Source organism: Phytopseudomonas daroniae (genome assembly GCF_004327275.1).
Taxonomy (GTDB): domain Bacteria; phylum Pseudomonadota; class Gammaproteobacteria; order Pseudomonadales; family Pseudomonadaceae; genus Aquipseudomonas; species Aquipseudomonas daroniae.
Genome location: NZ_QJUJ01000001.1, coordinates 1,041,733 through 1,054,209, shown reverse-complemented (window position 1 = coordinate 1,054,209; position 12,477 = coordinate 1,041,733). Strand labels below are relative to the sequence as shown.

Genomic DNA, 12,477 nt, shown 5'->3' with positions numbered 1-12,477 from the left:
GCCTGTTGCAGGTTGTCGCTATGCTAGAATCCTTGTCATTTTCAGCGTTCAGAAAGCCGGAGTTCCGCATGAAGTTATCCATGCCCCGTTTCGATCAGGCCCCCGTTCTCGTGGTGGGTGATGTCATGCTTGATCGTTATTGGCACGGCGCTACCTCGCGTATTTCGCCTGAGGCTCCGGTTCCGGTGGTCAAGGTCGAGCAGATCGAGGATCGACCCGGCGGTGCGGCCAACGTTGCGCTGAATATCGCTGCGTTGGGCGCGCCGGCGGTGCTGGTCGGGGTCACCGGTGAGGATGAGGCGGCGGACAGTTTGCGCGATAGCCTTGCGGCAGTTGGCGTGAAAACCTATTTCCAGCAAATCGCCGAGCAGCCGACCATCGTCAAGCTGCGGGTGATGAGCCGTCATCAGCAGTTGCTGCGCATGGATTTCGAGGAGCCTTTCCACACCGATGCCGATGCCTTGGCGCGGCAGGTCGAGCAGTTGCTGGATCAGGTCAAGGTGCTGGTGCTGTCCGACTATGGCAAGGGTGCCCTGCAGAACCATCAGGTGTTGATTCAGGCTGCCCGGGCGCGGGGTATTCCGGTGTTGGCCGATCCGAAAGGCAAGGATTTTTCCATCTATCGCGGTGCCAGCCTGATTACCCCGAACCTCAGCGAATTCGAGCTGATCGTCGGCCGTTGTGAAGACGAAGCGGAGCTGGTCAGCCGTGGCGCCCGTTTGATGCGTGAGCTTGATCTTGGTGCGTTGCTGGTAACCCGGGGCGAGCATGGCATGACCCTGCTGCGCCCGGAGCACGCGCCGCTGCATCTGCCGGCGCGTGCACGCGAAGTGTTCGATGTGACCGGGGCAGGGGATACGGTGATCTCGACACTGGCCGCTTCCATCGCGGCGGGTGAGGAGTTGCCCCAGGCCGTGGCATTGGCCAATCTCGCGGCGGGCATCGTGGTTGGCAAGCTGGGTACAGCGGCGATCAGTACGCCCGAGCTGCGTCGTGCGGTGCAGCGTGAAGAGGGCTCCGAACGTGGCGTACTGAGCCTGGAGCAACTGTTGCTGGCCACTGAGGATGCTCGTGCCCACGGTGAGAAGATCGTGTTCACCAATGGCTGCTTCGATATTCTACATGCCGGTCATGTGACCTATCTCGAGCAGGCGCGTGCTCAGGGTGATCGCCTCGTCGTGGCGATCAACGACGATGCCTCGGTCAGCCGCCTCAAAGGCCCGGGCCGACCGATCAATGCTGTGGATCGGCGTATGGCGGTATTGGCCGGTCTTGGTGCCGTGGATTGGGTGGTGAGTTTCAGCGAGGACACGCCGGAGCGTCTGCTCAAGCAGGTTCAGCCCGATGTGCTGGTCAAGGGCGGCGACTATGGCATCAACCAGGTGGTTGGTGCCGACATCGTGCTGGCCTACGGTGGTGAAGTACGGGTGCTGGGGTTGGTCGAGAACAGCTCGACCACCGCCATCGTCGAGAAGATTCGCAGTCGCTGAACACCAAACCCCGCTGTCCGGCGGGGTTTTACTTTGAATTTTTCATCCGATTGCCATGCAACGTGCCTGCTGTCCGTTAGACAGCTGCGGCGGTATCCAGGCGCACTCTGGGCGTTGAAGTCGTACCTGCGCGGGTGGCGGCGGGGCCGGACTTGTGAGCCTTCGGTGTGAGATTCTGCTGCGCCAGCCAGTCCTTCCAGCGAATGCGTTCATCCCGCACCAGCCAGCCGTCCTGGGGGGCGAAACTCTCGGCCAGCCACAGTCCGCGGGTGTTGGCTGGCACCAGTTGGCCCTGACGCAAGGTCATCAGTTCGGCTGTCGGGTGGCCCTGATCCAGAGGGATCAGATACAGATCCGGGCGCGCATGATCCAGGCGAGCGATCAGCTTACCGTCTTCCAGATGCTCATCGACATGAAGGAGGCTGAGTTGTTTTACCTCTTTGGGCAGATCCAGGCGCAGGTCGTAAACCAGCTGCAGTGAGGCGGTCGGCACGTGCACGTAGGCGCGAGGGCGCTCCAGCAGGTTCAGATTGCCGCATTGCACGGGGCGCGCTGCGCCGGACAAGGGGCTGAGCTGGAAGTGCACGCCCTCGCGGTACTTGAGCGTGCCCTCATAAGGGGCTGGCAGCCAGGTTTCACCGAAGCGGCCGTGGAGCCAGCCTTCGCTGGTCTCCAGCAGGCACTCTTCGGCCACCTCCTGAATTGCTGTCAGCAGCGGCAGGTTGAGCTCGTGGGCCGGTACGTAACCGGAGATCAGCTTGAGGACTACGTCTCCGCGGTCGAGACGCCGCTGGCGCACCAGCAGCCAATATTCGCGGCCTTGCCAGTTCAGGGTCAGGCGTACCGAGACGCCGAGGTTGGCCAGCTCTACCGCAAAACGCTGGCTGTCATTCAGCTCGACGGTTTTGCGGCGCTCCAGCATTTCGCTGAAGTTCAGCGGCCGGCCAAGGCTCTGGTAGGCGAGGCCGTCGGCGGTTGCCTCGACGAATAGCGGCAGGGTCTTGAAGGTAGCGGGGTTCTTGTGGGAAATGATACGCGGCATGTCGGCTCCTTCTTACGTCGGGGTCGGCCGCATATGCGGCGTCAAGGGCGTGCGTGGTACGCCAGATTCATTAATCTCCTGATGCTTTGTTACCGGCATTAGTGCCAACGATTACTTCGGCGGCCATGGCGACATTGTGGGCCAGGTGCAGCGGATTGATGGTGCCGACGATTGCACTGCCGACGCCTGGGTGGCCGAAAATCAGCTCGAAGCTGGCGCGTACCGGATCGACGCCGGCATCGAGGCAGGCATGACCGCTGGCCAGTGCCTTCTTGATCAGGATGCCTTTGGCGTGACAGGCAGCATAGTCCAATACCGGTTTTTCGTGCTGCTCGCCGAGGTTGTAGGTAATCATGGCGCAGTCGCCACGTTCGAGCGCCAGCAGACCACCTTCGACGGTCTTGCCGGAGAAGCCGAAGCCGCGGATAAGCCCAGCCTGCTTGAGTTCGGCAAGGGTGTCGTAGACGGCTTCGTTTTGCAGGATCGACAGATCATCGCCGTTGGAGTGCACCAGCACCAGGTCGATGTAGTCCGTTTCCAGGCGTTTCAGACTGCGCTCCACCGACAGGCGCGTATGAGCGCGGGAGAAGTCGAAGCGGGACTGCCCACCTTCGAATTCCTCGCCCACCTTGCTGACGATCACCCAGTCCTGACGCTGGCCGCGTAGCAGCGGGCCGAGGCGTTGTTCGCTGGTGCCGTAGGCCGGTGCCGTATCGATCAGGTTGATACCCAGCTCGCGGGCCAGATCGAGCAGTTGGTGCACCTGCTGATCATCGGGAATGGTGAAGCCATTGGGGTATTTGACACCCTGATCACGGCCGAGCTTCACCGTGCCCAGCCCAAGGGGAGAAACGCTGAGGCCTGTAGAGCCCAGAGGGCGGTGTAGCTGGTGTAGATCGCGCATCAGAATGATGTCTCCCAGGCGGGGCGGCCAATGACCGGGCGTGGCAACTCGGGCGTGGCGGCGTGCTGGCCAGGGCGAATGCCGTCATGCTCGAGGCTGGCCAGCACGCGGTCGGCGAAGTCCGGCGCCAAGGCCAGTTTGGTCGGCCAGCCGACCAGCAGCGCACCTTGGGCGCTGACAAAGGCATTGTCCGGGCGCACCAGGCCGCTTTGCGCAGGTTCGGCGCGGTCGACTCGCAGGGTTGCCCACTGGGCAGCGGACAGGTCGACCCAGGGCAGCAATTGCGCGAGCTCTTTGCGCGCAGCCTCGATCTGCGCCGCCTCGTCGCGTGCCACGCCGTCGGCTTCGGCCAGGTCGCCGCCGAGGTACCAGACCCACTCGCCATCGGCACTCGGGTGGCTGGTGACCGTGATCCGCGGCTTGGGGCCACCGCCGAGGCAGTGAGCATACAGCGGCTTCAGGGTCGGCCCCTTGACCATCACCATATGCAGGGGACGCAGTTGCTGGGTTGGTTGCGCGACGTGCAAGCTGGTGAGCAGATCGGCATTGCCGCGACCGGCGCTGAGCACGATGCGCTGAGCACGGATTTCTCGGCCATCGACGCGCAGGCCGACGAGTTGTCCATGCTCATGCACCGGCTGGATGTCGTCGGCAGCTAGCAGGCTGTCGCCGGCCAGCTCGGCCAGGCGTGCGATCAGGCTGGGCACGTCGACTACCAGTTCCGCCAGGCGGTAGACCTTGCCCTTGAATTTCGGGTCTTGCAGGGCCGCCGGCAATTGCTCGCCCTTGACCTGATCGACGCGGCCTCGCACGGCTTTGCTGGCGAAGAAGCTGGTGAGGTTGCCGGCCAGGGTGCCGGGCGACCACAGGTAATGCGCATCGGAGAGCAGGCGCACGCCGGATAGATCCAATTCGCCGCTACCGTCCAGCGCTTCGCGCCAGCGCCGTGGCATGTCGGCGATGGCTTCGGAGGCGCCGCTCAGGGCGCCGTGCAGGGCATATTTGGCGCCGCCGTGAATGATCCCCTGGGACTTGACGCTCTGCCCGCCACCCAGGCTCTCGCGCTCCACCAGCAAGGTGGCGTAGCCCCGGGCACGCAGGCGCGCATTCAGCCACAGACCGGCGACACCACCGCCGACGATCAGGACGTCTGTGCTCAGAGTTTGGGACATGCGGGTGCCTCTCAGGAAAACAGGTGCGCAGTATAGCCCCGCAGGGAGGGGAGAGCCTTAAGCTTCAAGCTAGAAGCCAAAGCCAGGCGTTGCACCGGTTTGCTTCAACTTGCCGCTTGAGGCTTGCAGCTGCTTTCAATGGCCGGTAACGCGGGAGAACAGCTGGATCACCACCACGCCGCTGACGATCAGGCCCATGCCCAGCACTGCGGGTAGATCCGGTTTCTGGCCATAGACGAACATGGCCGCGATGCTGACCAGCACGATGCCCAGGCCAGCCCAGATGGCATAGGCAATACCCACAGGGATGGTGCGCACCACCAGGATCAGCATCCAGAACGCGATGCTGTAACCGACGATCACCAGCAGCAGTGGCAGGGGTTTGTTGAGGCCATCGACGGCCTTCATGGAAGTGGTGGCGACCACCTCGGCAGCAATGGCCAGAGCGAGATAGAGATAACCGTTCATCGGCAGCACTCCTATTAACAGAGCGCCAATTCTACGGGCTCACTTTATTAGGTAAACTCATTACCTATCTGGTATGGAGATAGGTTGTGCGCTGGAGTCTTGAACAGCTGGAGGTCTTCGTTGCTGTCGCCGAGGGCAATTCGTTTTCTGCCGTAGCGCGACGGTTTGGACGTGTGCAGTCGGCGGTCAGTACTGCCGTAGCGGCCCTGGAAGACGATCTTGGCGTGCGCCTGTTCGAGCGTAGTAGCGGTCGTCAGCCGCGCCTCACTGAGGCCGGTCAGGCGTTGCTCGAAGAAGCTCGCGAGCTGCTGCGCCAGTGTCAGCGACTGGAGGGGCGCGCGCTGGGGCTGTCGCGAGGCGAGGAGGTCTGCCTGCGTCTGGCCCAGGACGAAGCCTTGCCGATGCCGCCGGTGCTCGACAGCCTGGAGGCGCTGGCCCAGGCCTTTCCGCGGGTCGAGTTGCAAATGACCAGCGGCGGGCAGGGTGTGGTGGCGCGACAACTGCTGGAGCGGCGTGCCGACCTCGGTCTGCTGTTTCATCACGAGGGCATGCCCGCTGAGCTGGAGCGCCGCCGCCTGGGCATGGTGGATATGGTCATGGTCTGCGGCGCCGGTCATCCGCTGGCACAGGGGCGCTCCGTCGGTCGTCGCGAATTGGCCAGGCACCGACAACTGCTGATTACTCTGCAGGACAGTCACTATCCCGGTAACGAGCGGGTCAGCCCCACGGCCTGGCGCACCGACAGTTTTTACGTGATGGCCGAGCTGCTGATGCGTAACCTGGGCTGGGCCTGCCTGCCCCGGCACGTAGCGCAGTACCCGACCTATCAGGGGCATCTGGTCGAGCTGAGCAGCGACTGGATCGCGCCACCGTTGCCGCTGGAACTGGTGTTTCGTCGTGATGAGGCCCTGGGGCCGGCGGCGCAGTGGCTGGCGCAGTACCTGGCCGAACGCCTGTGCGTGTTGGAACCATGAGCAGGGGCAGCACTTGTCCTGGCTTGTGCTGCAATGGTCGCAGCCCCTAAGCTTCCCCGCCATGAATCGACATCTCTATACCCTGCTGTTCCATCTCTGCCTGCCGTTGATCGGTCTACGCCTGATTTGGCGAGCCTGGCGCGCGCCTGCCTATGCCAAACGTGTCGGCGAGCGCTTTGCCTTCGGTCTGCCGCCGCTGCGTTCTGGTGGTATCTGGGTGCATGCCGTATCGGTCGGGGAAAGCATCGCGGCGGCGCCGCTGGTGCGTGAGCTGCTGGCGCGTTACCCGGATCTGCCGATCACCCTGACCAGCATGACCCCGACCGGTTCCGAGCGTATTCGTGCGCTGTTTCCCGAGGAGCAGTTCGCTGGCCGTGTGCAGCATTGCTACCTGCCCTACGATCTGCCCTGGGCTGCGTCGCGCTTTCTCGAGCGAGTTCGTCCGCGCCTGGCGGTGATCATGGAAACCGAGCTGTGGCCCAACTACATCCACCAGTGTGCCCGTCGAGGTATTCCGGTCGCGCTGGCCAATGGCCGATTGTCCGAGCGCTCCGCCAGAGGCTACGGACGCTTTGCCAAGCTCACTGCGCCGATGCTCGCCGAGCTGACTTTGCTCGCGGTACAGAGCCAGGTCGAGGCGCAGCGCTTCATTGCCCTCGGAGCCCGGCCTGAAGCGGTAGAGGTGACCGGCTCGATCAAGTTCGACCAGCAAGTGGATGCAACTGTGTTGGCGCGTGCCACTACGCTGCGTGAGCAATGGCAGGCGCAGCAACGGCCTGCGTGGATCGCCGCCAGCACCCGTGAGGGAGAAGATGCGCTGGTGATACAGGCGCATCAGCAATTGCTCGCTACTCAGCCGGATGCTCTGCTGATTCTGGTGCCCCGTCATCTGGAGCGTTTCGACAGTGCTGCCGCGCAGCTGCGTGAGGCAGGCCTGAGTTTCGTGCGTCGCTCTTCAGGCGAGGCTGTTGGCCCTAATGTGCAGGTACTGCTCGGCGACAGCATGGGCGAATTGATGTTTCTGTATGGCCTGGCCGATGTCGCCTTCGTCGGCGGCAGCCTGGTCGAGACGGGCGGCCATAACCCGCTGGAGCCAGCGGCGCTGGGGCTTCCGGTGATCATGGGGCCGCACCGCTTCAACTTTCAGGAGATCACCGCGCAGTTGCTCGAGCGTGGCGCGCTCTGCGAGGTAGCGGATGCCAAGGCGCTCGGCGCCCAGGTCGCGTTGCTGTTGCACGAACCTGCACGTGCGGCGGCCATGCGCGAGGCCGGCCTGGCAGTGCTCAAGGCCAATCAAGGCGCGCTGCAGCGGTTGCTGGATGGGTTGGCAAGGCTGCTCGCATAGAACCTGTTCGTGATCTTTCAAGGCAGGTTTCTGGTATTCAGGCAGCAAAGTAGCGGAAGCGGGCAATCGCAGGTCGTAGGATGGGTGCAACCCATCGGCAATTGATGAGTTTCACCCATCCTACGACTGGGTATCGTCGCTTCGCGCCTCAACCTGCGTGGCCCGATCCGTCTACCGTTCTGCGATCGCAGTGGTGGACAAAAAGAGCGTTGTCCACCCTACATCTGCTCCCACCTTTCAGCAGGCCAGCACGAATTTCCCGGGTGTCGCTTCGCTCGACCCGGGCTACGTCTGATCAGGTTTATTCGTCGCCTTGCAGGCGTGCTTCGGCGGCCTTGGCCAGATCCGAAGGCAGGAAGTCGCGATCCGGGTTGTAGTCCGGTTTCAGGTAACGACCCAGGGCGTCCAGGTCTGCGGGGCTGAGGGTGCCGGCAGCCTGCTTCAGGCGCAGGTTGTTGAGGATGTAGTCGTAGCGTGCGTCGTTGTAGTTGCGCACCGCGTTGTACAGCTGGCGTTGGGCGTCGAGCACGTCGACGATATTGCGTGTGCCTACCTGATAACCGATTTCCGTGGCCTCCAGTGCACTCTGGTTGGAGATGATCGACTGGCGGCGGGCCTGCACGGTTTCCACGTCGGTATTCACCGCGCGATACAGGTTGCGGGTGTTCTGCACCACCTCGCGGCGTAGCCCTTCACGTTGCTGCTCGGACTGGCTGAGGCGCTGATAGGCTTCGCGGGCCTGGGAGCTGGTCAGGCCACCGCTGTACAGCGGGATGTTCAGTTCCAGGCCGATGCTGCGCTGGCTTACGTCGCCGCTGTAGTGGGGCTCGCCCGGCCTTTCGGTATTGGTGAAACCGAGGTTGTCGTTGTCGCCGCGCTGATAGCTGGCCACGGCGTCGAGGGTCGGCGCGTGCCCGGCCTTGCGCTGACGCAGGGTTTCTTCGGCGGCGTTGACCGCGAAATTGCTGGCCTGCAGGTTGAGGTTCTGCGCTGCGGCCGTGTTGACCCAGGCGGTAGCGTCGTTGGGCATCGGAGTGAGAATCGGCAGGCTGTGCTGGATGCCTTCGATGCTGCGGTACTCGCGGTTGGTCAAGGTGATCAGGGCCTGGAAGGCGTCCTCCACCTGACGGTCGGCGATGATCCGGTTGGCTCGCGCCGTATCGAAGCCGGCCTGGGCCTGGAGCACGTCGGTCTTGTCCGACAGGCCAACCTCGAAGCGCTCGTTGGCCTGGTCGAGCTGGCGTTTGAAGGCGGCCTCTTCGGCCTTGGTCGAGGCCAGGTTGTCCTGGGCGCGCAGCACCGAGAAGTAGGCGTCGGCGCTCTGCAGTATCAGGTTCTGTTCAGTGGCAGACAGCTCCAGGGCTGCCTGCTCGCTGACCGCCTCGGCGGCCTGCAGCTGGAACCAGCGATCGGCGCGGAACAGCGGCTGGCTGAGGTTGGCCTGATAAACCGTGCCGCTACGTGACAGGGTCGCGGCCGGCGTCTCCAGTGCGGTGCGGGTATCGTTCATCCGTGCGCCGGCGCTGAGGTTCGGCAGCAGGCCGGCGCGGGCCTGGGGTACGCCTTCGCGGCGGGCCTGGAAGTCGGCACGGGCGGCGGCCAGGTCTGCATTGTTGGCGGCGGCTTCCTGATACACCGACATCAGATCGGTACGCACCGATAGTGGGGCAGGATCTGCCCAGGTCGTGGCGGTTGAGGCGGCGGTCACGGCTACGGCCAGGGAGAGTCTGCGCAGCATGTCAGTGAATCCTAGAGTGGGCAGTAGTCGGCGAGACTAAGCCCGGCCATCGGGGTGGTCAAGGCGCGCGGTGCCGACTATGTAAACGTCACTATCCGACCTGCGGGTCGTATCCACGTTGCCGCCGTTGCCGGCTGTCAGTAGACTGGCCGGGTTCTTGTCGGGGTGCCTCGAATCGGAGGCTGAGATCGGATAGTTCCGGATCCCGTTGAACCTGATCAGGTTAAGGCCTGCGTAGGGAACAAGAGGTATCCGCCTCTACAGATCGTTGAAAAACGTAGGCGAGGCAGCCAGCGCAAGGCAAAAACAGGCGAAAACGCGGAGTGTACGAGTAGTACATGAGCATTTTGAGGCTGTTTTTAACGCCGCGATGGCAAGGCAGCTAGTTTTTCAGCGATCTGCCCGGTGGATACCCCCGCACCGCGTCTGTGGTGTGCCCGCGCCCAGGCTGTCCGATCATGCCGGCGCTCTATCATGACTCCCGCATGTTCCGACAGCTCTTGGCGCGGCGTTGCTTCATCACGCATCGATCAGGTTCGCTCCGACATCCAGCCGAGGAGCCAACCGATGAGCGTCAAACAACAACAGAATCTCAGCGAATCCGCACAAGTCGACCAGCAGTCGATCCAGCCCTTTCCCCGTTCGCAGAAAATCTACGTCCAGGGTTCCCGCCCGGACATCCGCGTGCCGATGCGCGAGATCAGCCTGGATGTGACGCCTACCGACTTCGGTGGCGAGATCAATGCCCCGGTCACCGTGTATGACACCTCCGGCCCTTACACCGACCCGAGCGTGACCATCGACGTACGCAAAGGGCTTGCCGATGTGCGTTCGGCGTGGATCGAGGATCGTGGCGACACCGAGCGCCTCGAAGGCCTCTCTTCGGAGTTCGGGCAACGCCGCCTGGCTGATGCCGAGCTGACCAAGATGCGCTTCGCCCACGTACGCAACCCGCGTCGTGCCAAGCCCGGCAAGAACGTCAGCCAGATGCATTACGCGCGTCAGGGCATCATTACTCCGGAGATGGAATACATCGCCATCCGCGAGAACATGAAGCTCGCCGAGCACCGCGCCGCCGGTCTGCTCGAGGAACAACATGGCGGCAACAGTTTCGGCGCCAGCATTCCCAAGGAGATCACCGCGGAATTCGTCCGTGACGAAGTGGCCCGCGGCCGCGCCATCATCCCGGCGAACATCAACCACACCGAGCTGGAACCGATGATCATCGGCCGCAACTTCCTGGTGAAGATCAACGGCAATATCGGCAACTCGGCGCTGGGATCAAGCATCGAGGAAGAAGTCGCCAAGCTGACCTGGGGCATTCGCTGGGGTTCGGACACGGTGATGGATCTGTCCACCGGCAAGCATATTCACGAAACCCGCGAATGGATCATCCGCAACTCGCCAGTGCCGATCGGCACCGTGCCGATCTATCAGGCGCTGGAGAAGGTCAATGGCGTGGCCGAAGACCTGACCTGGGAGCTGTTTCGCGACACCCTGATCGAACAGGCCGAGCAGGGCGTCGATTACTTCACCATCCACGCCGGCGTGCTGCTGCGCTATGTGCCGCTGACCGCCAAGCGGGTTACCGGCATCGTCAGCCGCGGTGGTTCGATCATGGCCAAGTGGTGCCTGGCGCACCACAAGGAAAACTTCCTCTACACCCACTTCGAAGATATCTGCGAAATCATGAAGGCCTACGACGTCAGCTTCTCGCTGGGCGATGGCCTGCGTCCGGGCTCCATCGCCGACGCCAACGATGCCGCACAGTTCGGCGAACTGGAAACCCTTGGCGAACTGACCAAGATCGCCTGGAAGCACGACGTGCAGTGCATGATCGAGGGCCCCGGCCACGTGCCGATGCAACTGATCAAGGAGAACATGGACAAGCAGCTGGAGTGCTGCGACGAGGCGCCGTTCTACACCCTCGGGCCGCTGACTACCGACATCGCACCGGGCTACGACCACATCACCAGCGGCATCGGGGCGGCGATGATCGGCTGGTTCGGTTGCGCCATGCTCTGCTACGTCACGCCCAAGGAGCACCTCGGTCTGCCGAACAAGGATGACGTCAAGACCGGCATCATCACCTACAAGATCGCCGCCCATGCGGCCGACCTGGCGAAAGGCCATCCGGGCGCGCAGATCCGCGACAACGCGCTGAGCAAGGCGCGCTTCGAGTTCCGCTGGGAAGACCAGTTCAACCTGGGCCTCGACCCGGATACCGCACGCAGCTTCCACGACGAAACCCTACCCAAGGACTCGGCCAAGGTCGCTCACTTCTGTTCCATGTGTGGGCCGAAGTTCTGCTCGATGAAAATCACTCAGGAAGTGCGCGAGTACGCCAAGGTCAATGGTCTGTCCGACGAGAGCAAGGCAGTCGAGGCAGGCTTCAAGGAGCAGGCCGAGCGTTTCAAGGAAGAGGGGTCAGTGATCTACCGACAGGTGTGAAGCCCAGCCGGGTGAGCGGCATGGTTGCCGTTCACCCGGACTTCACTCAGCGTGCAGCACCACCTGGCACGTAGACCGGGCGCAGGATGCCCTGCAGCTGGCTGTAGGGAATCTTTATCTCCGGGTGGCCGTCGGAGTAGGGCGCTAGGCGCGCGACATCGTATTTGAGCAGCACGGCATCAGGGTTCAAGGCGATGTTCGGCGTGCGCTCGAATGGCCAGGTCTGACGGTAGTCGGCATCGTCACCGTGGCCCTGAGCGATCAGCCAGGCCTGGTGGGCGCGCTGGGCGATCTGCCAGAACGCCGTTTCTTCGCCGGGGACGAGGATGTCCTGCAGGCTCAGTACCTTGTTCAGCTCGCGGTCGTAATTCAGGTAGGTGCGCCCGGGTACGCCATGGGCACCGCCAATGAAGTGGTAGCTGGACAGCTCGATCACCACCAGGCGGTCATGTTGGCTCAGTACCTTGGCCTGCAGATAGCTGACCCAGCCGGGTTTGCCGTTGGCGAGAAACTCGCGCTCGTGATCGGCCAGCGATTGCGGTCGGGTATCGGTGGCGGCGCTCACCAGGCCAAGCAGGGTCGATTCGATGCGCGCATTGAGCTCGGGCTGATCGGCCAGGCGCTGCAGCTCGATATTGACCAATGGGCAGTCCTGGGCGGTGCAACCCGGCGCTTTGTGTTCCCAGCGCTCATGGATGGTGGCGAGGGCTGGCGGCGTGTCGGGTTTGGACAGGCTTTGGCAGGCGCCGAGCAACAGACCGAGGCTGAGGATAGCGCCGAGGCGGGCAATGGTGGATGTATTCATGCAGGAAAAGCCATTGGCGAAGGACGGGTGTTCGACTGCCTGACGGCAGGGGAGTTCGCGATTATTCGCCAACGCGAGCGGATCGGCC

At 63.1% G+C, this 12,477-nt stretch carries 10 protein-coding genes and 1 riboswitch; of the genes, 4 read left to right on the top strand and 6 right to left on the bottom strand.

What is annotated here, in order from left to right; translation table 11 throughout:
• The first annotated feature begins 68 nt into the window (after positions 1-68).
• Positions 69-1,490 (top strand): bifunctional D-glycero-beta-D-manno-heptose-7-phosphate kinase/D-glycero-beta-D-manno-heptose 1-phosphate adenylyltransferase HldE, encoded by a 1,422-nt coding sequence (gene hldE, locus DNK10_RS04920; RefSeq protein ID WP_131178153.1) that lies wholly within the window; start codon positions 69-71, stop codon positions 1,488-1,490.
• Positions 1,491-1,566: 76 nt separating this feature from the next.
• On the opposite strand, the gene DNK10_RS04915 is transcribed toward hldE, so the two are convergent.
• The 4 genes from DNK10_RS04915 to DNK10_RS04900 all read right to left on the bottom strand — a co-directional run bounded on the left by DNK10_RS04915 (position 1,567) and on the right by DNK10_RS04900 (position 5,076).
• The gene (locus DNK10_RS04915; RefSeq protein WP_131190754.1) at positions 1,567-2,532 is read right to left on the bottom strand and encodes a metal ABC transporter ATPase; all 966 of its coding nucleotides are present in this window, start codon (positions 2,530-2,532) and stop codon (positions 1,567-1,569) included.
• A 70-nt stretch (positions 2,533-2,602) separates the two neighbouring features.
• Positions 2,603-3,436 (bottom strand): aldo/keto reductase, encoded by an 834-nt coding sequence (locus tag DNK10_RS04910; RefSeq protein ID WP_425273841.1) that lies wholly within the window; start codon positions 3,434-3,436, stop codon positions 2,603-2,605.
• Positions 3,436-4,608, bottom strand: a complete 1,173-nt coding sequence (locus DNK10_RS04905) for an NAD(P)/FAD-dependent oxidoreductase (RefSeq protein ID WP_131190752.1) — start codon at positions 4,606-4,608, stop codon at positions 3,436-3,438. The genes DNK10_RS04910 and DNK10_RS04905 overlap by 1 nt, the downstream gene beginning before the upstream one ends.
• A gap of 135 nt (positions 4,609-4,743) precedes the next feature.
• Entirely contained in the window at positions 4,744-5,076 is a 333-nt protein-coding gene (locus DNK10_RS04900) for a DMT family transporter (protein ID WP_131190751.1), read from the bottom strand.
• 86 nt (positions 5,077-5,162) lie between these two features.
• On the opposite strand from DNK10_RS04900, the gene DNK10_RS04895 reads away from it, so the two are divergent.
• Positions 5,163-6,050: a LysR family transcriptional regulator gene (locus DNK10_RS04895; protein ID WP_131178147.1), complete on the top strand. Its 888-nt coding sequence runs from the start codon at positions 5,163-5,165 to the stop codon at positions 6,048-6,050.
• Between the two features lie 61 nt (positions 6,051-6,111).
• Complete coding sequence (gene waaA / locus DNK10_RS04890) at positions 6,112-7,395, top strand: lipid IV(A) 3-deoxy-D-manno-octulosonic acid transferase (RefSeq protein WP_131190750.1); 1,284 nt, start codon at positions 6,112-6,114, stop codon at positions 7,393-7,395.
• Positions 7,396-7,696: 301 nt separating this feature from the next.
• Here waaA and DNK10_RS04885 read toward each other — a convergent pair whose 3' ends face one another.
• Complete coding sequence (locus tag DNK10_RS04885; RefSeq protein WP_131190749.1) at positions 7,697-9,133, bottom strand: TolC family outer membrane protein; 1,437 nt, start codon at positions 9,131-9,133, stop codon at positions 7,697-7,699.
• A gap of 151 nt (positions 9,134-9,284) precedes the next feature.
• Positions 9,285-9,391, top strand: a riboswitch (TPP riboswitch).
• A gap of 309 nt (positions 9,392-9,700) precedes the next feature.
• Here DNK10_RS04885 and thiC point away from each other — a divergent pair.
• Positions 9,701-11,584 carry a phosphomethylpyrimidine synthase ThiC gene (thiC, locus tag DNK10_RS04880; RefSeq protein WP_131190748.1) on the top strand — a complete coding sequence of 628 codons (1,884 nt, stop codon included), beginning with the start codon at positions 9,701-9,703 and terminating at the stop codon, positions 11,582-11,584.
• A 46-nt stretch (positions 11,585-11,630) separates the two neighbouring features.
• Here the strand turns inward: thiC and DNK10_RS04875 are convergent, their stop codons facing one another.
• Positions 11,631-12,389 carry an RsiV family protein gene (locus DNK10_RS04875; RefSeq protein ID WP_131190747.1) on the bottom strand — a complete coding sequence of 253 codons (759 nt, stop codon included), beginning with the start codon at positions 12,387-12,389 and terminating at the stop codon, positions 11,631-11,633.
• Positions 12,390-12,477: the final 88 nt, after the last annotated feature.